12 protein-coding genes are annotated in these 24706 nt (G+C 46.4%); 3 read left to right on the forward strand and 9 right to left on the reverse strand.

The annotated features are described in order from the left end of the window. Nucleotides 1-176: 176 nt before the first annotated feature. Together B2W36_RS02050 and B2W36_RS02055 are read right to left on the reverse strand one after the other, a co-directional pair. The gene (locus tag B2W36_RS02050; RefSeq protein WP_046675215.1) at nucleotides 177-362 is read right to left on the reverse strand and encodes a CsbD family protein; all 186 of its coding nucleotides are present in this window, start codon (nucleotides 360-362) and stop codon (nucleotides 177-179) included. A 94-nt stretch (nucleotides 363-456) separates the two neighbouring features. Beyond that, a complete protein-coding gene (locus B2W36_RS02055) occupies nucleotides 457-1440 on the reverse strand; it encodes a YihY/virulence factor BrkB family protein (RefSeq protein WP_209575065.1) in 984 nt (327 codons plus the stop codon). 392 nt (nucleotides 1441-1832) lie between these two features. Between B2W36_RS02055 and B2W36_RS02060 the strand changes: the two genes are divergently transcribed. Then, nucleotides 1833-2288, forward strand: coding sequence for a PA2169 family four-helix-bundle protein (locus B2W36_RS02060; RefSeq protein WP_209575067.1), 456 nt, complete (start codon nucleotides 1833-1835; stop codon nucleotides 2286-2288). A gap of 144 nt (nucleotides 2289-2432) precedes the next feature. Here the strand turns inward: B2W36_RS02060 and B2W36_RS02065 are convergent, their stop codons facing one another. The 7 genes from B2W36_RS02065 to B2W36_RS02095 form a co-directional block, all read right to left on the reverse strand. Then, complete coding sequence (locus B2W36_RS02065) at nucleotides 2433-4313, reverse strand: sialate O-acetylesterase (RefSeq protein ID WP_293886289.1); 1881 nt, start codon at nucleotides 4311-4313, stop codon at nucleotides 2433-2435. Nucleotides 4314-4384: 71 nt separating this feature from the next. After that, a complete protein-coding gene (locus B2W36_RS02070; RefSeq protein ID WP_293886290.1) occupies nucleotides 4385-6346 on the reverse strand; it encodes a RagB/SusD family nutrient uptake outer membrane protein in 1962 nt (653 codons plus the stop codon). 11 nt (nucleotides 6347-6357) lie between these two features. Beyond that, nucleotides 6358-9441, reverse strand: a complete 3084-nt coding sequence (locus B2W36_RS02075) for a SusC/RagA family TonB-linked outer membrane protein (RefSeq protein WP_293886291.1) — start codon at nucleotides 9439-9441, stop codon at nucleotides 6358-6360. A gap of 80 nt (nucleotides 9442-9521) precedes the next feature. Beyond that, nucleotides 9522-11261, reverse strand: a complete 1740-nt coding sequence (locus B2W36_RS02080) for a glycoside hydrolase family 43 protein (RefSeq protein WP_293886292.1) — start codon at nucleotides 11259-11261, stop codon at nucleotides 9522-9524. Between the two features lie 182 nt (nucleotides 11262-11443). Beyond that, nucleotides 11444-13492, reverse strand: coding sequence for an alpha-glucuronidase (locus B2W36_RS02085; protein WP_293886293.1), 2049 nt, complete (start codon nucleotides 13490-13492; stop codon nucleotides 11444-11446). After that, nucleotides 13492-13626: a hypothetical protein gene (locus B2W36_RS02090; RefSeq protein WP_293884935.1), complete on the reverse strand. Its 135-nt coding sequence runs from the start codon at nucleotides 13624-13626 to the stop codon at nucleotides 13492-13494. Before B2W36_RS02090 ends, B2W36_RS02085 begins: the two co-directional genes overlap by 1 nt. A 27-nt stretch (nucleotides 13627-13653) precedes the next feature. Next, nucleotides 13654-16221, reverse strand: a complete 2568-nt coding sequence (locus tag B2W36_RS02095) for a glycosyl hydrolase 115 family protein (protein ID WP_293886294.1) — start codon at nucleotides 16219-16221, stop codon at nucleotides 13654-13656. Between the two features lie 314 nt (nucleotides 16222-16535). On the opposite strand from B2W36_RS02095, the gene B2W36_RS02100 reads away from it, so the two are divergent. After that, nucleotides 16536-20540, forward strand: coding sequence for a hybrid sensor histidine kinase/response regulator transcription factor (locus B2W36_RS02100; protein ID WP_293886295.1), 4005 nt, complete (start codon nucleotides 16536-16538; stop codon nucleotides 20538-20540). Nucleotides 20541-20624: 84 nt separating this feature from the next. Continuing rightward, the gene (locus tag B2W36_RS02105) at nucleotides 20625-24671 is read left to right on the forward strand and encodes a hybrid sensor histidine kinase/response regulator transcription factor (protein WP_293886296.1); all 4047 of its coding nucleotides are present in this window, start codon (nucleotides 20625-20627) and stop codon (nucleotides 24669-24671) included. Nucleotides 24672-24706 lie beyond the last annotated feature (35 nt).

Below are 24706 nucleotides of genomic sequence, written 5' to 3' on the forward strand. Positions count from 1 at the left end.
TTTCGCCCTTGATGCTGCGGACGCTTATTGTAGGACTTTAGCACTACGATCTATTCCAACAGTTTCGCAGTTCTCGTGAACTGAAGTCTTTAAAGCAGTTATGCTTTTTAAAAAAAGTGTCCATAAAAAAGGCGGATAACATTGCTGTTATCCGCCTTTACCATAAAAACACTATTCTACAAACCGTTCAACCAGCTATTAACCTCATCTTGTGTTTTTCCTGTTTTCTTTTGAAGTTTACCTACCAATTCATCTTCTTTACCCTCTGCGTATAGTAAATCATCATCTGTAAGATCTGCATATTGCTGTTTTACCTTACCTTTAATTTCGTTCCAACGACCTTTCCATGTTAATTCACTCATAATATTTTCCTTTCGTTTTTTATAGATATAACAGCCTACAGCTACAATCGTTTTAAAAAAAATGTTATCAAATGTTAAAAATATTCCCGCTCTTTTACTCCGTTGTATCGATTGTCGTTTCCTCTGCATCCAGCGGTGCTGGTGGGATCTCATCGACATTGCGTTCGATCTCCTGTGTCTCGACATGTACCGCAAATTCAGAAGGTTCTATGGGGATAGCCATCTCTGTCGCATATTCCCGCGTAAAGATCGCCCCAAAATAAAGAATTGCCGCCGTATAATACACCCAAAGCAGAATAAGCACAAATGAACCAGCCGCGCCATAGGTATCCTGAGTCGCTGATCGTTCCAAATAGATTCCGATCAGGTAGCGACCGATGACAAATAAAATGGCCGTAAACAAAGCCCCTGCGCGCACGGTCTTCCATTGGATCTTTACATCCGGCAAGGTTTTAAAAATAACGCTAAAGAGCACAACAATGACGATAAAGGAAATGGCAAAATTGATTACATTCATCAACACAACAGTGATATCTGGAAAATAGCGTTGCAACTGCCCCGTTAAGGCCAAAATTATTCCATTGATAATCAATGTGACGACCAATAAAAAGCCCAGTCCGATCACAAGCGACGATGACAGCAATCGATCCTGAATCATTTTTAACCATCCTTTCTTGGGTTTTGGCCGCACGTGCCATATTTTATTAATGGAATTTTGCATATCGCCAAAAACAGTCGTGGCACCGATAATTAAGGTAACAATACTGATGACCAGTGCCATGTTTGACTTGCCCGATAATTGGAGGTTTTGGATGACCTCTTCGATCTGTTTAGCGGCATTGTTGCCTACCAATCCATTTAGTTCGTCAAAGACTTTTCCCTGAATTGCTTCGGCTCCATAGAATATTCCTGCCAATGAAATCATCAAAACCAAGATTGGGCCGATGGAAAAAACGGTGTAGTACGATAGAGACGCACTATATTTCATCGAGTCTTCATTCGTAAATCCGGATACGGTATTTTTTAATATCGTCCAATACGTCTGTAGCTTGCTTTTCTTTTCCTTTTTTACATCCATTGTATTTAGTGTTTTTAAGAAATAAACCCTTTAACGAGGCAGAACGTTTGTTTTTATGAGAAAATTTTGCATATCCTACGCCTTTATACAGGGTTAGCATACGGATCGACGACTATCATTCGAATTAAAATCACTCAAAATCAAGTACTAACACTTTTTTTATTATCATTAAAGAAATAAAGACAAACTAATGATTAATCTTTCGTGTTCCTCTTTACAAATAGTATGGGAAGGAAGACAGCATGGGAAAGAAAGCAGCATGGAAAGGGAGACAGCATAGGAAAGACGATAGCATGGGAAGGAAGACAGCATAGGAAAGACGATAGCATGTGAAGGGAGACAGCACAGGAAGAAAAACAGTATAACGGAAAACAAAAAGCATAAAGGAAAAAATGAAAAGTAATCAGAACGACCCTAATATTTTAAATGACCTTATTAAAATCAACAATGACCGCATCGAAGGTTACGAGCTTGCCATTGACTTAGCTAATGAGCAGGGCGAAGGTGCCCATGAGGCTGTGTTCAAAGAACGTATTGCGCAGTCCGAAAAGTTTATCGCTGAACTCACTCCTTTGGTTGAGCTTGCCGGTCAATATGCGACGGACCGCACCAAATTGAGCGGCGAACTTTTTCGGCTATGGATGGTGATTAAATCAAAACTGTCGCGCGGTGATTTACAGGATTTATTGCAGCAATGCGAGCGTGGGGAAGCTGCTTTCAGCGAGGTCTATACCAAAGCACTCGAGGAAGCGGATAAGTTATCTGTGGGTGCTAAAAATCTGATTCAGATTCAACTCAGCCAGCAGCGGGAAGCGCATGAAAATATTAGAATTATGCGTGATATCTAAATCCAAAGTTATTAAAAAGAAAGACTGGCCCATACACGGGTCAGTCTTCCTTTTTAATGTACCATGCGCTGCACAACGAATCAATTCCTTCTGTATAACGTCATCCGGGCTTAGGTACGGCTTACCCGTTAGCTCAGGTATGGCTCACCAATTATCTGTTCTAAATGGGGAAGCCAACAAATCTTCTTTGTTTACGAGGTTCGCATCGGCTGGATTATCAGCCCATGCATAACGTACGGCTACTGGATGGGATATATCCGGATGGCTAACAACGACTGTATTGCCGCTAATAACCGCATTTGCCCATCTAAATTGGCGGTTCTGTCCCGCAAGAGCAAAATGTTTTAGCACCTTGCCATCTCGGATCGCTAAACCACTTCCGACGTTGGTAAAAAAGATTACGATTTTGTTCCCTTTGACTTCCATACGCTGATAAGATGGTCCTGCGCTGACCAATTTTTCACCATACACCAACTTGCGGGCAGCTAGCAGTAGCCGTGCAGCAAGGTCTTTTTTATTTAAAGGATGGATATCATTCCATTCACCAATATCGTAGTTGACTGTTAGCGCCGTATAGGGAACCTCTTTCGCTACTTTAAACTGTGCCTCCCGTATGCTCGCCCACCCCGATTCAGACGGACGTTGTTGCTGGCGCATGTAGTTGGGCAACTGTACGAGCAAAAAGGGCAGCTGAGGCCGATTTAGTGTGAGCCGCCAGTCTTTTATCAGCAGCTTAAGGTACTGTTCGTAATCCTGGGGCGCATCTGAATTGGCTTCGCCCTGATACCAGATAACCCCAGTCACTTCCACATCCTTCAATGGGTAGATCATACCCTGATAGAGCGTTGACCCGACTTCATTTTTATTTTTAAGTCGCGCGCGATAACTTTTGGATAACTCCAGATCCACTCCGACCCGGTATTTCCATTGCCCTGCCAAATTGATTTCCTTATCATTTACAACCAGTTTATAGGACTTGCCTGCTACAAACCCGCCATTCCCATTATTTGACCGAAGGCGTATCGTAACCATATTTGAACCTTCACGTAAAATGCCCGCTGGCACAGCATACTTACGGGGTGGATACATATAGCCTGTGGCTCCCACAAAACGTCCGTTCACAAATACCGAATCGCTGTCGATCATGGTGCCTAAATAGAGCATTCCGTATCGACCTGATAGTTCGGCGGGCAACTCAAACGACTTTCTGAAATACAGTACTCCCTTGCTATCCACTTGCTGCTCGCGCCACAAGCCCGGTACCGTAAAGGTGGGCCAATTGCTATCGTCCAATTCGGGTTTTACCCAATCGTTGATACCTTGGTCACGTTCGGCGAAGCGCATACTGTCCAGCGCTGGACGGTCAAGCAGCAGCTTCGGAAATTCCTTTAACTGCTCTTGGCTGATCCAGCTTTCGATGGTAGATCCGCCGAGGCTGGAGACAAGCATACCGACGGGTACGCCGTTATGTGCATAGCTCTGCTGCGCATAGAAATAAGCCAGTGCGGTCCAATTCATGACTTCCGAAGCTACCGCGGAGCACCATCGCCCACCACTGGCAATTTCGCTTCGGTTTTCTAGCGCGCGCTGTGTTGGCACCTTAAAATAACGGATCATATGGTTGTTGGATGCGTTAATCTCCGGAAACCGTTCGACCAGCCGCGCGATTGGCGTTTCCATATTGGATTGTCCCGAGCAGAGCCACACGTCGCCAATCAAGATATCCCGGACGGTAATTTCATTAACCTGTAGCATATAAGGACCACCCGCCTTTTGTGCGGGTAGCCTAACAGCCCAGTTGCCTGTAGCATCCGTCTCCGTCAGATAGTTTTTATCCCGGAAACGTACTGTTATTTTTTCACCAGGGTCTGCCCATCCCCAAATTTTAAGTTCCGTATCACGCTGCAATACCATGCGATCCGCAATCAGTGCGGGAAGCCGTATCGCTGCGGAAGAAACTCCGGCACAGAAGAGTAATGCTAACGATAGCAGAACAACACAAAATCGTCTTCTTTTTATTTTCATGCGATGGAATAGTATAGCGACAGAGGCATTGCTCCTGCCATCCTACGCGGATGGCAGGAGCAGCACGCCCATTAATTATAACCGGGATTTTGATAAGCTGCTTTTTCAGCTGCCGACATGTCCATAGCATCCAGCTGTCCCTGCGGAATAGGTCGCAGATAATGAAAAGGTTGTATGGATCGGGTAAAGGTCGCCGCTGTGTGGTCGCCAACATTGGAACCAGCAATGCGGTAGGTTTTGGCGATATCAGACCAGGTTTGCGTACGCACCAGATCATACCAGCGATAGCCCTCGCCATAATACTCACGGGAACGTTCTGCCAGGATGTAGCTGAGTGTGATCTGCGCCGGTGTTGCTGCGATCATGTCGTCACGATGGTTGGCTTCCTTGGCCATGTTTCCATTGTTGTCCCAACGCCATACCCCCGCACGACCGCGAATGACATTGACCAGATCCCGAGCACTTTTGCCGGCTTTGGCCGTAGCTCCTTTTACCGCTGCTTCTGCAGCGATAAAATATAACTCCGAGAACTTGGCAATATTGAACGGCCGGGTGCTGCCCGCGTTAGGTTGCCCCAGACCATTGCCGTTGTCCGTGCGGTAAGGTCCCAACTTCCAAAGCCCTGGATAAACGCGGCGGCTGATGCCCTCTGGAGAGATCACATAATCCGCACGACCTGGCAATACTCCAGCGCCGATACTACTCTTATAGGTTTTATTGTCGTAGTTGATAGGCGTCTGCGGTTCTTCATTCAAGAAAGTTAAGATCGCTTCTTTTGGTTTGACGGGCATATTGTTGGCATTGAACAACGAAGGATTGCTAATATTGGCCTTATCCCAGTTGCCCCGGTATACTGTTGTAAAGGTGCCGTCGTAACGCGAGTCGTTGGTTTTATCAGCAAAGGTTTCGGTGACCACATTGATGGTCGGTGCCATCCGTGTCCAAGGACGTCCCAGTGCTTGTGCTGCCTCGCGTTGTACCGAATTGACGAGGTCGGCTGTCGCCCAGGCGGTTGTTTTCGAACTCGTCAACGAAGGGTAGTTCCAGGTCATCATCCAGCCCGCAAAGTTATCCGGTGCACCGCCGCTTCCATAGCTGAGACTTCCGCCATTGTACAGCTCACTGCTCTCGGTATGGTCGGCAAAGAGCAAGATTTCGTTGTTCCGGTCATTGGTTCCGACATTGACGTCATAGAACGTGGGCTGCAAAGCAAAAGGTCCTGGATTTTCTATTGCGCCGACCGCTATGTCGTAAGCCTGCTGGAAATACCATGCACTGGTCTTACCGTCAGGATCCGTGCGAGCGGTTTCGGGATAAGTGGGTATATTTTTAGGATTTTCCAGCCACCAGGCATAGGTCAGGTAGGCCTTTGCGAGATACAAGCGGGCAACAGTTTTTGTGGCAGCACCTTTTAAGCGCGGTGCTTCCGGCAAATCGCCGATCGCCTGCAGCAGATCAGGAAAGATGGCACGGGTATACACCTCAGCCACGGTATTGCGTGTTGATTTGCGCTCTACAGACGTACTATATTTGAGTTCGCCTCCACCCAGGTCGAGCGGCACGCCACCAAAGGTCTGCACGAGCAGGAAATAGTCAAATGCGCGAAAAAAATGCGCTTCGGCAATGATCGCCGGCGATGTACCTACTGCTGGTGCATTTTCGATGATGCCCGAAGCCATGTTGATGTTGGGCAGGGCGGCCTGCCACGCCACATCCGCCCGGCTATTTACAGCTGTCATGGTACTGAGACCTGAAAAGTCCATCACCTGAAAATTCTCGTCGGCGCTTTGAGCATATGTCACTTCATCTGTCCCTGTTAGACAGGCATTGTAATAATACGCCTGTCCATATATGTTGCGCAGGTGGGCATAAAGTCCCACGATACTGTTATTGATACCATTTGCTGTCTTAAAATCACCCGGTGTAAAGATTCCCCTGGGCTGTTCATCCAAAAATTTGGAGCAGCTGTTCATGCCGAGCATGAGTGAACCGACGCATAGTCCTATAATAAGTTTTGAATTGAAAGTTTTCATGCCTGAATGTTTTAAAATGAAAGATTTAATCCCAAAATATAACTTCTCATTGCTGGCGTATTGGTCCCCACCACAAGGATTCTTCTCAGGCCACCCACGGCCACATTTTCGTCTCCATAAGAATTGGGTTCTGGATCGCCGCCCGACTCCTTATTGTAGGGCGAGAAGAGAACAAATGGGTTTTCCACCGTCGCATATACGCGCAGACGGCCGATCCCCATGCGTTCTACCCATTTCTGTTTAAAATTGTAGCCCATGCTGATTGTGCGCACCTTTAAATAAGAGGCATCAAAATAGCCCAGGGTACTGCCATATTTGGGATTGTCACCACTTTGTATGCCTCCTGGCTTAGGATATTTGGCATCCGTACGGTCTTCACGCCAGTACTCTACACTCACATTGTTGCCTGAGCGGGTATTCAGCTGGTTTAGATAACCGGTGCTACCATAGAGCGAACTGATTAGTGTACCGCCGTTCTGGAAAGTTCCCACCACATTCAGGTCGACATTTTTATAAGCCAGACGCGTGTTGAAGCCTCCCAGAAAATTGGGTTGAATATTAATGATCTGACGGTCTGCTGCACCAATGGCACGTGTTGGTGCCCCCTTCTCGTCGTACTCACCGGTATATTCCACTTTGATCATCCCTACATTGCCGCCTGGCTCAAGAATATCCCTGTATGGATCATCCTGTTGCCATAGTCCAATCTTTTTATAGTCAAAGATGACGTCTATTGGATGGCCTACAAACCACTGGTTGCCTTCATCACGCTGACTTCCAGAGGTCAGTTCAACGAGTTTATTGCGATTGGCATACAGGTTGACCCCCACATCCCATTTCCAGCCACTTTCGTTGTCGATCACCGCGCCATTGAGGGAAAGCTCAAAGCCTTTGTTCTGTGTTTTTCCGATGTTGGCCATATAACTTCCTCCCCCGTTGGTCGGTGGCAGCCCCACACGCAACAGAATATTGTCTGTATTCTGAACATAGTACTCGAAAGTACCGCTCAGCCTGTTCTTGAAAAGTCCGAAATCCAAACCATAGTTATAGGTTTTGGAAAACTCCCATCCCAAGATCGGGTTAGGTAATTCAGACATGTAATAACCCGTCAGGAATTGCGTATCAAAATTATACGGTCTTGTGCTCAGGAGCCCAAGCGTTTTGTACGGATCGACAGCCTGGTTGGAGGTCTCGCCATAGCCTAGTCGCAGCTTAAGCTGATTTACCCAGGATACTGACGACATAAACTTTTCGTTGTGAACGTTCCAACCTGCTGAAATCGCTGGATAAGTATGCCATTTGTGCCCCGGCGCCAAGCGCGAAGAACCGTCGCGGCGCATGGTCATCGTTAGCATATAGCGGTTGTCGAAAGTATACATGGCGCGGCCCATTAAAGACATCAGGCTACTTTTGGCATAGCCCTGCTGATTGGGATCTACGATAATCTCCCCCTGAGCACGGCCAAGGTTATAGAACTGGAAGGCATCGATTGGAATATCGCGTGCCGATATGAGCGTACTGTTGCCTGTATTCTGTTCGGCCGAATACAATGCCACAAGGTTTAGATTATGTTTTTGCGCAAAGGTGCGGTCGTAGGTCAGGAGGTTTTCCATGACCCACTGTACGGTTCTGCCGTTTGCGACCGAAGCAGTGGACACATTGTCGGGCGTACCGCTAAAGACTCCCTGCCCTGTGTAACTTCCATCATTGTTCTGGCGGAAATTGAGTCCAAGATTGGTGCGGTAAGTCAATCCTTCTACGCCAGGAATCTGGATTTCGCCATACATATTATTGTACGAACCAAACACACGCTGCTGGTTGATGTAACTATCCCCCAGTGCTTCGTAGGATTGGCGGGTATGTACCCATTGTTGTCCAGAAATCTGCTGTTGGATTCGCGGCTTCAAGCTGCCGTCCGCATTAAAAGGATTAGCAATCGGTGTCGCGCTGAGCACACCAAAAAGCCCCAGATTATTGCCATTGGTGATACTATAGCTCTGGTTCAGGTTAAACCCAAATTTGAATATTTTACCTACCTGCTGGTCCAGCGCTGCACGTAAATTGTATCGGGTATAGTTCTGCAAGGGTACCACGCCTTCGTCGCGAAAGTAACCCGCTCCGAAATTGTAGTTGCCCTTCTCTGCTCCGCCGTTGACACTGATATCGTGGCTATTGACCATTCCATTTTTGTAAAAGAGATCTTGCCAATCGGTATTGGTATCGTCCGACTCATCGAGGGTATTCTGAAATTGTCCCACATAGCGGCGCATTTCGGCAAATTCCGGACCAGACATCATCGGATATTTGGAAAACACGGTGCGCAGTCCCGTGAAACCGTTATAGGCCAATTGTGCCGCCTGTCCCATACGACCTTTATTGGTCGTTACCAGGATGACACCATTTGCACCACGCGAACCGTAGATGGCTGTTGCCGAAGCATCTTTCAGCACATCGACACTTTTAATGTCTGCCGGATTAATGTCGGAGATGGAGCCTGCAAATGGAATTCCATCGAGTACGATAAGTGGATTGTTATCTGCGGTCAACGAGCGTGTACCCCGGATGCGAATCTGCATTGGCGAGCCCGGTTTTGACGAGTTCTGCTGCATATTGACTCCGGCAATACGTCCTTGTAGGGCACGGCTAATATTGGCGGCAGGCACTTCGTTCATGGTGGCGCCACTTACCGAAGCCACCGATCCAGTGACGGCCTCTTTACGCTGGGTACCATAACCGATGACCACTACCTCCTCCATGGCAATATCGTCAGCCTGCAGGGTCACCTGCACCATTCCGCTGCCAGGTACTTTGACTTCGGTCGTTTTGTAACCTACATTGGTAAAAACCAGTGTGGCACCACTGCCCGCCTCGATGGCGAATGCACCACTTCGGTCGGTGATGGAACTTTTGGTGCCGCCCTTAACAGATACGGTCACCCCTTCAATGGGCTGTCTCTTCGGATCCGAAACCAGGCCCTTTACCAATTTATCTTGTGCAAAAGCCAACTGCAGGGCTGCCAGCAAAAAGAGCAAGGGCAGAATACACTGTAATGCTCTTTTTCGTTGCACAGAAATAATAAATCTCGTCATTCTCATAATTTAGGGATTTAAGAAAATTTTGTTTTCACTTCTGTTTATAATCGTTATTTTAATACTGCTTATTTAGGTCAATGCAGCTACCTGATTTTATTGGCTGAGGTACTGTACAGACCAATCAGCGCACCTGTAAAACCGCCAGCGACGTCTGTCGACAGGATATCGCCCGATACCGTATTGCCGATATGCTTAAACTTGCCGGGTGCCAGGGCATAGGCAAATTGATAGGCATCGCCAATCGCCTTGACCTTTAGTTGCACAGCCCCTTTTAGATTAATCTTCTCCTTCGCGAGGATCTTGGTGCTACCGTTCTCATTTCTCGCCAGCACGATATAGTTTTCTTTGCCCAGTTTTGTCAGGCCCAGCACATAATGGTATTTTTCACTCTGCAGACAGGTGATGCCTGCGAGATCCGAGGGCGCAGATGGCACATAGTTTAGCGATACTGTGCTCTCAAAGTTTTTATGCTGTTGTCTGTAAAAGAGAGCGGATAATGGCTTTTGCTCACTGATATCGATAGCATATGGCTTTAGGATTGTCCCTTTATCGGACTGCTGTACAAATTTTTCGCGGGCTCCGCGCAGAGCAACCCAACGGTGGTCGAGCTTCGCTGCAGTCAACGGGTCGGCGAACGTAAAATTCCCATTGGGAAAATAACCGGGAGCATTCCCTTTGTTTTCCACACCGGCAGGCATTGGAACACTAGGTTTAAGTGGCTCCATGCCGCCTTGAAAGATAGGCCATTCGCCGGACCAATCTACGGGGAGGATAAATGTTTCCCGTCCCGTGTTGACCCGGTTGACTTCATTGGGTCTGACGCCAAGAAATATACCATACCACGATCCACCCGGACCTTCAACTAAGTCGGCGTGGCCCGCCCATTCCACCGGATTGAGCCTAGTTTTATCGAGATGTCGCTGTGAGAGTATCGGATTTTTGGGTGCCGGGGTATAAGGCCCTGCAATCTGTTCGCTCGAAAAGATGACTTCGCTGTGATCACTGCCCGTCCCTCCTTCTGCACACATCAGGTAATACTTTCCTGCTTTTTTGTAAATATGTGGGCCTTCGATCCAGATGGGATTGTCCGCGGGATGCACGCCGCCATCCACCAATATACGCTCACTCCCTTTAATGACCTGATCCTTCTTTGTGTCGTATTCCCAGAGTTTGATGACACGATGCCCCTCATAGCGCAGCTTACCTTTATCTGGCGCATCGTTGTGCACCACATAGGCTTTGCCATCATCATCAAAGAATAGTGCCGGATCAATGCCATCAAAATCCAGCTTGATTGGATCGGACCAGTTTCCAGCTTTGGGGTCTTTGGTTTTGACGACCATATTTCCGATGCCCGATGCAATTTGGGTCGTCATCATGTAGAATGTGTCGTTGTGCCGATTGTACACGATATCCGGGGCATATATTCCCTCGCTAATTCCTGATGTCCCCACTTTTAGCTGCGATTCGCGATCGAGAACATGCCCCAGCTGTTTCCAGTTGACCAGATCAACCGAGTGGAAGATCGGAACACCTGGGAACATCGAAAAAGAGGAATTCACCAGGTAGTAATCATCGCCTTTACGCGTGATACTCGGGTCGGGATAACACCCCTGAAGAATAGGCGAATAAAACTGTCCCGGCTTTAACGGGTTTTCCTTATAAACTGCGTCTTCACCTTCGTAGACAAAATCCGAAAATACAGGTCCAGAAAGACGATCTTTCTGCGGTTTTCTTTTATACTCTTTTGTACTGAATGCCGTTAATGTCGCCAATATAACGACGGACATGCCCAGCATGATTTTCCCTTTCCGCTTTAACATGATTGGTTTATTTATAATTTGGTTTATCTGAATACAAACATACTTTTAAGTGTATTTACAACAATTAAAATATGTAACAAAAGCATTTCAATTTGTTACGTTCTTCCGTTCGCCAAGGGCCATTACTGCTTTTCTGACGGTTTTATTTCTATGAATAGCGTTAATAATTTAATCTAGCGGAGCTAATTATGGTGTTTAAGATTTAGTTTAATTTTTTTCAATTCGTCCAGCCTATGCACCGGTTGCTCCAGCGTGGGCGGAATGGGCATTCTGGAGTAAGTCTGAAAATACAACAGGCAGGCATCGCGCCACCATACGGCATCCTTTGCCTGGATTTTTAATTTTGCCTGCACGTCCTCAAAGCGTTCCGCATCCACCTTGTGTTCAAGACCATCCCATACACGCTGAACATACCGTACCTGATTCACCCCCTCCTGATAGGCATAGCACAGGTTATCCCATAAGGAGCGACCATTTTTCATGCTGTAGCCCCAGGGTACATGGTGAAACCAGAGCAAATATTTTTCAGGGCAGCTGCTCACCACTGCAAACTGCTCCTGGAGTGGGCTATGGTACTGTGCAACGGCATTGCTGCCCGATGCTGTCCGGTCAAATCCGATCCCCAGCGAATCTGCATTATGGTAATACCAAGGCATCCAATCGGGTCTTCCACCGGGAATATCGCCCCAGGGTTCGGGACCATAGTGGTGTTCGAAAGCGAATATATGGTGCAGGCCCAGCGACATCATGTAGTTGACTGCTGCCTCACGCGATTCCAGCATCACCTTCGACAGTGGAGCTATGAGGGTCGGATCTGGCGAAAAGGTTGAAGCGAGCCACTCCCGCGCCACGCTATCGCTGGATAAGTCGCTGTTCCAAGCTAACCTTCCAAAGGCGTACCAGTTGGCTTGGGCAAAGTGGTGACCACACCAATTGCGGTCCTCGCCGATGTTGGCAACACCCGCAATCGCCGATAGCCGTGGATTCGGCCCTTTTTGCGTTAGACCCGCCACCGTACTCGCTTCCTTTCGTGTATAGGTTTCGGCATCGAGCGTCTCCTTAAACAGCGGAGCAAGGTATACCAGGTGATTAGAAAACCCGAGGTACTCCTGAGTGATCTGAAATTCGACCATCTGGCTTGTCTTGGGCATCGCTCCAAACAATGGATTAAACGGTTCACGCGGCTGGAAATCGATGGGCCCATTTTTGATTTGTAGGATCACATTGTCGTCAAACTTGCCGTCTAGTGGCACAAACTCTTGATAAGCCTGTTTGGCGCGATCCTCGGCCGAGGGATTATACACAAAAGCACGCCACAAAACCAACCCCTTGTGTGGTCTCAGCGCAGTGGCCAGCATATTAGCGCCATCGGCATGCGTCCGGCCATAATCCTGTGGTCCAGGCTGTCCCTCTGAATTGGCCTTCACTAGAAAGCCCCCAAAATCAGGTATGATGCTATAAATCGCATCTGCCTTGTCTTTCCACCAACGTGCCACAGCGGGATTCAGCGGATCCGAATCCTGCAGATTGCCCAGAATCGCCGGCGCCGAAAAATTAATGGACAGAAACACACGGATACCGTAAGGACGGAAGCTATCCGCCAACGCCTTTACCTTCTCTATATAGTCTTCGCGCAGGATCAGGGGCGACGCATTGACGTTATTGAGCACAACCGCATTGATACCAATCGAGGCATTTGCACGCGCATATTCGACGTAGCGAGGCGACTTCACCGCAGGTAATTCATCCCACTTCCAAAGCGAGTATCCGGCATAGCCCCGTTCAACTGTACCGTCCAGATTATCCCAATGGTTGAGCATGCGTAAGTGGTAACTCGGCGTTTCAACGATATCTAGCTGTGTAAGCTCACTCCCGATCTGCTGTAACCGCAGTAAGTGATAAGCTCCGTAGAGCAGGCCGGTACTGCTGCCTGCACGAATAATCGTCTTACCCGCTACCGACCGGATACGATATCCGTCAGGCTGGTAATCTGGCCATTTTTTATCCAGCACGAGCGCTACATCACCTCTGCGCCAGTAGTGCTGTAACTCCTGGACTGCGGTATTGGACACAGGATCACGGAGTGAACAGTGAATTTTGCGCAGTGCAGCTTCCCTATCGGCGACCTTGGTGTAGCGCAACCACAGTTGGCTGCCATCTTCTGCCTGACCTACCAGATAGCACAACACGGCTAACAATAGGCAGACCCCATATCGGATCACATGTCCCATCAGCTTCCCTCCACCGCTAGCATACCAACCGTACTCGGGTATGCAATTTCAATTATTTGTACGTTACGTCCACCTCTTGATCCATCCAGATTACGCCTGAAGTTAGGTAGTAAGTAATGTGCGTTGTTTTCCATGACTACAATTATTTTTTTTATTAATATTTATTTACTATCCGTGTCGATCAACTGCGCGGTTGCGCTCTGCCGCGGACCGAGATAAGAGGGTTTCAGCCCCCCAAAATCGATGAGTATGCGCTGCAACACGATTCCCTGATCCAAGAAGCGGATTCGAAGGGTATGTTCTCCCGGCAGCAAGCTGTGTACCGACACACTTTCGATGATACGGCGTGCCTGCCACTGTCCGAGTTCGCCCTTGTAATGTCCATTAAAATTGACCAGTTTTTCGGGACCGTCGTCGATGGAAATCGCATAGCGCAGCCCACGGTTTCCATTGAAATTGAGCGTGGGCGACAACAGTGCTATGATCTTTGCTTCTCGCTTTTCTTTTACGCGAATCTTGTATTCTAGGGCGGTGTTATTTCCGAGGCTAGCTGTAACAGGTTGTGTTGTCATGGCCGACACGGTCTTTCCCAGGTCTGGAATCTCCACCCATTGTACCCCCGGTGCACTGCTCGCTACAGCATAGCTTGCGGCCTCCATTGCAATATAGCCATCGGTCTCGCTAAATACCTTCGGCGAACGGTGAACTGCAGTATCCGCCAAATAGTGAACAGCAGGCATAATAGCCTTAGGCGGTTCATTCCAGCTGCTGTAGCCGATGCGCACCTGATCCATCATGTGGATCCATTTCCCTTTGGCAATGGAATGGTTGTAATGATGGGTAAAAAGTGAATCGCGCAGAAAGCAAGCCTTTACCTTATCGGCCCAGTCATTTGCCCTGCGATCGTTTCTCGCGTAATAGTAGTCGTTCATCGCTTTAGCATGGTACATCTCATACAGGTTCGCGCAGGCGTTGATTGGAAAAGCCACAAGCTGATCGAAGGCATCCTTTAGGGAATCTGGCAGCAAGTAATGGAGTCGCGAGGCTTCCATGGCCAACCTGTTGTAATCGTTGACAACACTGTCAAATTCGTTATAATGTGTGAGGCTAAACGTGCGTTCGTTCAGCAGTTCGGGGGTAACCCGATGGTTATATTTGGTATAGCGGTTGATCATGCTGGCCGCTTCCGTGGCATACGCTTCGCCAAACTGCTGCCTACACCATTCGCGGGTGTAGTCCATCAGGTTATTGGCGTTAAACCTGTCGGGATTCCAGGCCATATCCAGAAAAAATGAAATGGGAAATTCCATCGGCTTAAGGTCGCCGACATTAACGATCCAGATTCTGTCTACGCCATGTCTATAGGTGAGGTTCATCTGCTCCCATATCCGCTGCATCTGGGACACATTGATCCATTTCGTATTGCGGGGGGCACCCACATAATCAAAATGGTAATACATGCCATAGCCGCCCTTTCGTGGCGTGGCATTCGGATCGGGCAGCTTACGTACGTTGCCCCAATTGTCATCACAAAGCAGTAGCGTTACATCGTCCGGCACCCGCATGCCTTTATCATAATAGTCCTGTACTTCTTTGTATAAAGCCCACAGCTGTGGTGTCTCTGCTGCCGGACGCCCTGTGGCTTCCGCAATCAAGCGTCGCTGATCGCGGACGATCTGCTCCAGCAGACTGACATTTTGCTTTTCACTCATGGGTTCATCGCCGTCACCGCGCATGGCAATGGTCAGGATAGACTCCCAGTTTCGTGCACGTTCTATACCGCTACGCCAAAACTTCTGCAACCCGGCTTTATTTTTAGCATAGTCCCAGGCTCCACCATTGCCGTAGCGTTTCCATTCCGCTTGCGCCCTAGCCATCGGCTCGTGGTGCGAAGTCCCCATGATAATACCCATTTCATCCGCCAGTGGTCCATTTTTTGGATCATCATCATAAAAAGCACTCCCCCACATTGCAGGCCAGAGGTAATTGGCTTTCAGCCGTAATAGCAGTTCGAATACCTTTTCATAAAAATCTGCATTAAATCCACCGAACGTCGCCTTGGACCAACCACTTAATGCCGGTGCTTCATCATTCAGGAAAATACCGCGGTAGTTCACCTTTGGTTCCCCCTGCGTGTAGAGACCTGGCTTGGCGTACAATGCGGTTGCTTTGCGGATTGGCACATCTGCCCAGTAATACCAGGGTGAAACACCAATTAGGGCCGACAGCTCATAAATGCCGTAGATCGTACCACGTTTGTCGCTGCCGGCGATAACCAGCGCTGAATCAATGCCCCATAAGGGCTTATTGACCACCGTCATTATAAACTTTTCCCGCTTTCCGGCAAGCGCACTGCTGTCCAAAAGACCTTTATGCATGAGACTGTCAATCAGGCTCGAGTTGCCATAGGTACCTATAATGATGTTGGAGCGCCCGTTTTTTTGCTGGTCGGGCCCATGCCCCGTAACCTGTATAAAATCTTTTTTTAGATTTTCGAAAGCCCGCAATACACCCTTGTGATCTTGCGGATCGACAAGCATAGGTATAGGCACCCCATTATTGACTAAAGCCAGGAAACCGGGACCGGACTCGCGGGCTATAAAATCCCGTGCCACCGTATCTTTGGTACTAGACAACACAGCATGGGCATTGCCTCTACAGCAGTAGATCAGCACAGCGACCAAAAACACTCGCCAATAGCGGTGATGAGTAAACATGATGATTTCCATTATAATTGGTTTTTTCCTTTCCTGAATTCAGCACATACAGTACCCCACTCCCAATGCTAAGTACTAGCACAGCAAGGGATGTTGCATGATGATCATTTTTCAGCAACCTAAAAGTAGTACTCTTAATGAGTCGCCGCATTTGTAACTGTTACATTCCCTTTGGCCATTGTTGCAACGCCTTGCATTGACGTTTCATATTTATTTCAATTTGTTACATCGGCGTGTAAAACAGGGTTTATTGGGCCATAAGCTTTTTTTTCTTTTTAGGGTTGCGCAATAATATGTATCTTCAAAAGCATAAACCAATCATACCAATGCGGAGGGATCTTTTTTCGACAGTCTTACTACTATTTGCTTTTATAGGGTATGCCCATGGACAGGCTACGCGCATCTATGACAATAGGGACTATGGCTTTGGCGAACTTTCATCCAATCTGACCAACAGTATCAGTCAGGACAAACACGGCTATATCTGGACAGGTACCGAGTATGGGCTCAACAAGTTTGACGGCACCCGTTTTGTACAATATCTCCACGATGTGCAGGATAGCACGTCCATATCGAGCAATAATGTCATCATCCTTTATCTTGACCGCGACAAAAGGCTCTGGGTGGGCTGCAATAATGGACTGCAGTATTACGATGAAAATAGCGACCAATTTGTGCGCATCCATTTTCCTGATCAGATTGCACCTCACATTACAGATATCATCCATAAAAAAGATGGTCACATTTGGGTAGCCACATCAGGCTGGGGTATCTTCGATATTCAGGTTAGCCGTAGAGAGGCGCTATCGCTACCGCGACTCAATACGCTGGTTGGCGGCATGTTTGCCCGCAGTCTATTTGAAGACCGGATGAACAGGATTTGGGTAGCTATTGACCGTGTAGGGGTCTCGCAGGTTTCTGCCGACCAGAAGCGGGCAAGGCAAATCGTTTCGGATCTGCTTCCGATGCCCAAGGGCGGCAATTATGACATCGCGCAGCAGCATGACGGCAAACTGCTATTTGCCTCGCCTTCAAAGATCAGCCGCTATGATCCGCAAAACAATACATTCGAAGCCGTTGAATACAAGTCGAAACTGCAGTCTACCGTAACGGAGATCCAACTATCAAAAGGCCAGAAAAACCATCTGCTGATCAGTACCGAGGGTGATGGGTTATGGTATCTGGATCTGGAAAAAAAGCCACTGATTGCTGCACAAGCTGAACTACCTAATTTGGACAATGACTACCGACATGCTCGGATACGTGCGCTGCTGCAGGACCGCGAAAATAATCTTTGGCTTGGCTGGTTTCAACGGGGCCTAGTTTTTATCCCTGTGCAGAGCAAACAGTTTGAATTTTGGCGTATTTCAGGCCGGGAAAAAACCGATCAAAACATCATCAGTGCCATCACGCGTGACCGCCAAGGTAATATTTGGTATGCCGTGGAGCGAGAAGGCGTTTTTAAAACTGACCGTCAAGGCATTTCACATCAACAAATAAATACCATAGCGGATATTAATAAACTGGAAGCGGCTTTGGACGGTACGATCTGGTTCAGTTCATATGATAAAGGCCTTGGACAAATTGATCCTATAGCAGGACAATCCGCCCTCAGGGATATCTGCCCATCCAGACAGGTCAAATCTTTCGCCTTGGGCAAAAACAATAAGCTTTATATTGCTACATTTGGATCGGGCTTTGTGGAATACGATCTCGATACGAAAATTGCTCAAAGTTATAGTATGAATACCAGCAATTCGACGAAGGGCGCCTTAGCCAATGATTGGATTGCTACCGTTTTATGCGCCGATGATGGTCTTATCTGGCTTGGGCATCATAAGGGCGTGAGCTGTTTTGATCCCACTACAAAGAGCTTCTCTCAACAGTATACAGGCCATCGATTATCCGAACAGATCACCATCTCCCTATTGGACGATCATTTAGGTCACATCTGGGCCGGCACCTACAACGGCCTATATCAGATCGATAAGAAATCAGGGTCGGTCAGCATTTACACCACTAATAACGGACTATCCAGCAATGTGATCACTGGCTTAGGTGGTGACAAGAAAGGAAATATTTGGTGCAGCACATTCAAGGGTATCAACTGTCTGAATCCCGGTTCAGGCAAAATTGTCAACTACTATACCGGAGACGGCTTGGTGGATCGGTCCTACAACCGCAGCGTTCACTTTCAGGATACCCAAGGAAAAATATATTACGGCGGACGGCAGGGGATTACTTCATTTTTTCCTGAAAAGATACAGCTGCAGACCTATCCACATCCGGTACTCATTACCAATCTGTATGTCAAGAACCAGCCCATTAAGCCTGGCATGGCACCCAGCGGAAGCGTAATCTATAAGGATGACTTGATCGCTGCAAACGAATTTTTCTTCCATAGCAACGACGACAGTTTCACTTTTGAATTGTCCACAATGGATTTTAACAGTCCAGAAAATGTACATTATGAATACCGCATTAAAGGCATCAATAAGAGCTGGAATGCGACGCTTCCGGGAGTGAACCTGATCACGTACAACAACCTTTCTTCCGGGGAGCATGAATTGGAAATACGCGCCTGTAAATTTGGCATCCATTCACCAAGCTTAATGGTAACGCTGCATATCCAGCCGCCCTGGTATTTAAGTGGAATGGCTTACTGCGTTTATATCCTACTTGCGACCGGTATTCTATTCCTAATCAGTAAGTATCTGCATGAGCGTCGGCTCGAGCGTCTGCATGCTTTCCGGTTACAGCTTTTTACGGATGTATCGCACGAGATCCGATCGCCGCTGACGCTAGTCATGAGTCCGATTGATAAGCTCATGAAAAATGCAGCAGATCCGCAAACCCGATCCACGCTGCAGAACATGAATCGCAATGCACAGCGCATCCTTAGTCTAGTCAATCAGTTGCTTGATATCCGAAAGCTGGAAAGCGGGCACATGAATCTCAAATTTTGCGAAATCAATGCGGTAGATTATGTCAAGCAGACGATCGGCATTTTTGAGGATCAGGCCCTTAGTCATCAGATCCAGCTATCCGTACACAGCGATGCCGACGATATTCCAATTTGGATAGACGTCAACAGCTTTGAAAAAATACTGCATAATGTGATCTCCAACGCGTTTAAATTTACGCCGAGTGGTGGTCACATTGCGGTTTCCTTAGCCGTTCAACAACGGGGAAAGGGAAGTGAAATCTTAGAACTTGTTGTCAGTGATACGGGTAGCGGCATCGCCAAAAGCGATCTTCGCCATGTTTTTAAGCGGTACTACCAGTCTGCTGCGCATAGCACTTATCAGCGGCAGGGTTCGGGCATTGGTCTACATCTCACCAAAGTGCTGGTTAAACTGCACGGTGGACAGATACATGCCGAAAATAGAATGGACTGCAGCGGCAGCCTTTTTGTAATCCGTCTTCCGATGGGCAACAAGCATCTGCGGCAGAAAGATCTTGCTCCTGTGAGACCAACTGATGCGTTGACGATAAAACACGAGAGCCGCCCAGTTTCAGCAACTAACCTACATCCAAAGAACGATTATCAAAAAACAGGCTATAAAGTTCTTGTCATTGACGACGATCGCGACATTCTCCACTATCTGCATCAGGAACTTTCACCATCCTATAAAGTGCTGCTTGCCGAAAATGGTGGCGAGGGGTTTCAAATCGCCCTTGCTGAGCAGCCCGACCTGATTATTTCCGACGTTGCCATGCCATTAATGGACGGCTATACGTTGGTCAAAAAGCTCAAGGGCAATAGCACGACCAACCATATTCCTGTGGTGTTACTGACGGCCAAAACCAATCAGGAAGACCGTTTGGAAGGCATTGGTCGCGGCGCAGATGCCTACCTGACAAAGCCTTTTATGGTGGATGAGCTTCATCTTGTTGTACACAATCTCATCAAAAACCGCATGAAGGTTAAAGGAAAGTTTTCGGGCGCGCAGCAGCAGGAAGGTAAGGTAAAAACCATCAGCTTTAAGTCTAGCGATGAGCAGCTGATGGAACGTATTGTTAAAACGGTAAACCAATACCTGGAGAATTCGGAGTTCAATGTGCAGTTTCTAGCCGATGAAGTAGGGTTGAGCCGTGTACAGCTGCACCGTAAGGTGAAATCGCTGACGGGTATTTCGACCGGTGAATTTATTCGTAATATCCGGTTACAGCAAGCTGAAAAGCTGCTGCTGGAGAAAAAAATGAATATTTCTCAGGTAGCTTATTCGCTTGGATTTACCAATCAGACGCATTTCACTACGCTATTCAAAAAGATGTATGGGTTGAGCCCCACCGAATACATTCAGCGACACAGCTATAAGGAAAATTAAAAATAGGAAGTGATCCTGGTGTCGTGTTTGTTCGTTTCTTAAAAGGATTTCATATTTTTGTTATCAACTAAGGAAACGAAACACGTGACCAATTTTCGCATCTATCTATTTTTGTACCTATTCGCAGTTGTCGCTCCCATCCAAATTAAGGGACAGGACTTCCGTGTTACTCCCTTAAAAATAAACGAAAATCTTCCATCGCTGACAGTCAACAGGACTTACCAGGATAGTAATGGATTCATTTGGTTTGCGACTCAAGGCGGACTTTGCCGTTATGATGGCAATCAATTGCTCAATATCAATCCTGAAGCCCTGCTCGGGGAAGCTGCGATCAGCAATAATATCCGCACCTTGACCGAAATGGACCATATATTACTTGTCGGTACGGAAAAGGGCTTATGTAAAATCGACAAAGCAACTTGCCGGATCGAAAAGATCGCCTGTCCGCAGCTTCTTGGACAATATGTTAATGCTATTCTCATCGACAACAAGCGTCGTATCTGGCTTGGAACGCGTAGCGGCATTTATGTACTCGATAAAAATTTTAACGTCCAGCGGCACTATCATGTGGATTCAAAATATTCTCCGCTGCCCGGTAATACAGTCAGCTCGCTCTATCAAGATCGAAACGGTGTAATTTGGGCTTGCCTCTGGGAAAGGGGATTCGTTCGGCTAGATCAGAACAGCAATCGTTTTATTTCATTGCCCAAGATAGGTATCAGGAATAATCCATTTAAAATTTATCAAGATAAGAATAGGCGCTATTGGGTCTGTACCTGGGGAGATGGACTGTATACTTTTGATCCGAATACAGGTGGCACGCGTACTGATACCTATCAGAAAATACCGCTTAAGAACGACGCGGGACAGCCTGAGAAAATATTTTACAACATCTTGCAGGATAATTTCAACGGCGATATCTGGACCTTATCTTTTTCGGGAATATCTTGTTTCAGAACGATGAAAAACGGTGAGATTAGGGAAATAAATATTAAACCTTTTTTCGATCAGACAGCCAATATTTTCAGTGATTTATATCTCGATCGAAAAGGGTCGATATGGTTAGGAATATTCGATGAGGGAATGAGTACCATTGACTTTACACTATCAGGCATCAGCAACTACCATCTACCCTATATCAAACAGCGTTATCGTATCGCTCCAAAAATCACCATGTTAAACCAAGGTGACCAAGAGGATATCTTATGGTTCAATCAAGACCGACTGGGTCTGGGTTCCTTAAATCTCCGTACGAAGGAAATCATCATGTATAGTGAGCAACCGGACCTGTCCGACAATTTCGCCATTAAAGATGCCAGTTCGGTAATAGATTTTGGGAATGAACTCTGGTTATCTGGTGCATATGACCGAAAAATTTCAGTTTTCAACAAAACAGGCAGTGCTCTCACCAATACGGGCACTATTCAATTAACCGATTATGATCCTAAAATCGGTACACCCAATGATCTATTCCGGGATCGCAAAGGAATTATCTGGGTACTGACCAGTAACGGTATTTTGCAAAAGAAAAACCCGTCCAGCGATTTTGAGCCTGTAAAAGAAATTCAAGCTGCTGTATCCGCAGCTGCGGAATCGGATAATGAAATGATCTGGTTTTGCACCAAAGATCAAGGCGTGTTCGGTTACGACCGCAAAAAAGCTAGGGTCGTCACTGTGCTCAATTCGTCTACGCCCCAATTAAATTCGTCCAGCATACAGGCGATCGCGATGGACAAATATAATTTTTTATGGTTAGCCACTCTGGACGGAAGATTATTGCGTTACAATCCCAAGACAAAAATCTTTCAGCAGTTTCTGCGTAATTATTTTTCCCGGCAGCTGCAGGTATTAAACCTCTACTGGTTTGACAATTTTTTATGGATAACAACTGCCCGTTCCATTTTCCGATTTGATCCGGAAAAGCAGGTTATGGAGGAGTATTCTGCTAAAGATGGTGTCAGTGTAAAAATCTTTTCCCCGCTGGCAATAACTGAGAATAATCAGCGCCATACATTATTTTTTGCAGGAAATAATGGTATTGTGGGCATATCCTCAAAAGAATCACGAAAGCAAAAGAGATTAAAGGTATTCATTACCGACTTAAAAATCAACAACCAGTCCATTTTTGAATTAAGTGATCCATCAAAAATGGATTTCGATAAACTCAACCTGGTATTAAATCCTTCCGAAGAACAGCTAGAGATCAATTTTTCGGCATTACAATATCGTTCGCCGGAAAAAACAAGATTTGCTTATAAGCTGGAAGGGATTGATAAAGACTGGGTGAGTGTTTCGGGATCCCGACCTTTTGCTACGTACCATAATCTCCCCAAAGGAGCGTATACATTTATGGTAAAAGTGCTTGATACCTCCAACAATTCAGCCAGTGAAATTACGAAAATATCCATTAGAAAAAGGGCTGCTTTCTATGAGAGCAATATCGCCTATGCCGTGTATGTTATCCTGGTGTTGCTTATTATCTATTTGGTCGGCCGTTTCTTCTACAGTAAAATAAAATTAAAACAAGAGCTTAAAATTGCGCAGATCGAAAAAGATAAGCTGGATGAACTTACCAATTCCAAAATTAATTATTTTACAAATATCTCTCACGAAATACTTACCCCACTGACCATTTTATTCTGTTTAGTGGATGATATAGAACAGGTAACAAAAAACAGATACCTTCAATTGGATCGTATGCGGTCCAATCTTGACCGCCTCAGAAGACTCTTGCAGCAGGTGCTTGATTTTCGGAAAACGGAACGTCGCACCATGGATTTAAAGGTTGCCTATGGTCATCCAACACAATTTGTTGATCACTTGTGCATTACTTATTTTTATCCACTTGCGGAGAAAAATAAGATCACATTCAACATAACGCACCACCAACCAATTGAAGGAGCATATTTTGATGCGGATAAACTGGATAAAATCCTATTTAACCTTTTGTCAAATGCCTTTAAGTATACCGATGTGGGAGGAAGTATCGAAGTCATTACCCGGCTTGAAAAGGAGCTCGGGAAAAATGTATTGGTGATTGATGTGCAGGATGACGGGACAGGAATACCCAGTGAAGAACTAAGTAAAATATTCGTCCAGTTTTATACCAATAGTGCAACCAGAAAAAAAGGTAGCAACGGTATAGGACTGGCCTTATCGCAAGAATTGGCACACCTACATCATGGAACACTTACTGTAAAGAGCGAATTGGGCGTAGGATCCTGCTTCACACTGCGCGTCCCCATTGATTTGGAAAGTTATCCCCCATCTGAACGCACGCATTTGGATATGACTTTGATCGAGCATACCAAACCAGCTCTCGTACATCAGGAGGTTGAAAATACCGAGAATCCAACGTTAAAAAAGAAAGCGCTTTCACTCCTTATTGTGGAGGACAATGATGATCTCAGGGAGTCAATTCAACGCATTCTTTCGCAAACCTATCATGTTCTAACAGCAACAAATGGCTTGGAAGCATTAGCCTTATTATCTGACCAAGATGTTGACATTATTGTATCTGATGTTATGATGCCTAAAATGGACGGTTGGGAACTTTGCCGAATACTGAAGAAAGACATTGAAAAGAACCATATTCCCATCATTCTTTTGACCGCGAAGATCAGTTTAGAAGATCGGGTAGATTCGTACAATGTCGGTGCTGATGGCTATATTTCAAAACCCTTTGAAATTAAGCTGTTGGAGGCCAGAATTAATAGTTTTGTCATTAACAAGCGGACCCGCCAAGAAGCTTTCAAAGCCGAACCCAAGATTGATATATCTAAACTGGAATATCCAACTGTGGATGAACAGTTTCTCGAGAAAACCATTAAAGCTATTGAGGAGCATATGTCTGACAGCACTTTGGAGATAGGTCCTTTGGCAGCAATCTTAGGACTATCGAAGTCCACACTCAATCGAAAAATAAAAAACCTGCTCGATCTTTCGACCAGTAAGCTTATTAAAAATGTGCGCTTAAAACATGCATATCAAATGCTAGAAAATGATAAAAGCATCTCCATCTCAGAAGTATCCTATGCTGTGGGATTTAGTGACTCCCGATATTTTGCCACATCGTTTAAACAACAATTTGGCATTACCCCTACCGATTTACAAAAGGGTATTAAACATTGATGCTCCAAGAATTAACAATTGGTATAGAAATTAAG

Source organism: Sphingobacterium sp. UBA3549, from assembly GCF_002376635.1.
Taxonomy (GTDB): domain Bacteria; phylum Bacteroidota; class Bacteroidia; order Sphingobacteriales; family Sphingobacteriaceae; genus Sphingobacterium.

Excerpts from the sequence above, each read along its gene's own strand:
- B2W36_RS02050 (WP_046675215.1), bottom strand. The coding sequence starts at position 362 with ATGAGTGAATTAACATGGAAAGGTCGTTGGAACGAAATTAAAGGTAAG.
- B2W36_RS02055 (WP_209575065.1), bottom strand. The coding sequence starts at position 1,440 with ATGGATGTAAAAAAGGAAAAGAAAAGCAAGCTACAGACGTATTGGACG.
- B2W36_RS02060 (WP_209575067.1), top strand. The coding sequence starts at position 1,833 with ATGAAAAGTAATCAGAACGACCCTAATATTTTAAATGACCTTATTAAA.
- B2W36_RS02065 (WP_293886289.1), bottom strand. The coding sequence starts at position 4,313 with ATGAAAATAAAAAGAAGACGATTTTGTGTTGTTCTGCTATCGTTAGCA.
- B2W36_RS02070 (WP_293886290.1), bottom strand. The coding sequence starts at position 6,346 with ATGAAAACTTTCAATTCAAAACTTATTATAGGACTATGCGTCGGTTCA.
- B2W36_RS02075 (WP_293886291.1), bottom strand. The coding sequence starts at position 9,441 with ATGAGAATGACGAGATTTATTATTTCTGTGCAACGAAAAAGAGCATTA.
- B2W36_RS02080 (WP_293886292.1), bottom strand. The coding sequence starts at position 11,261 with ATGTTAAAGCGGAAAGGGAAAATCATGCTGGGCATGTCCGTCGTTATA.
- B2W36_RS02085 (WP_293886293.1), bottom strand. The coding sequence starts at position 13,492 with ATGGGACATGTGATCCGATATGGGGTCTGCCTATTGTTAGCCGTGTTG.
- B2W36_RS02090 (WP_293884935.1), bottom strand. The coding sequence starts at position 13,626 with ATGGAAAACAACGCACATTACTTACTACCTAACTTCAGGCGTAATCTG.
- B2W36_RS02095 (WP_293886294.1), bottom strand. The coding sequence starts at position 16,221 with ATGGAAATCATCATGTTTACTCATCACCGCTATTGGCGAGTGTTTTTG.
- B2W36_RS02100 (WP_293886295.1), top strand. The coding sequence starts at position 16,536 with ATGCGGAGGGATCTTTTTTCGACAGTCTTACTACTATTTGCTTTTATA.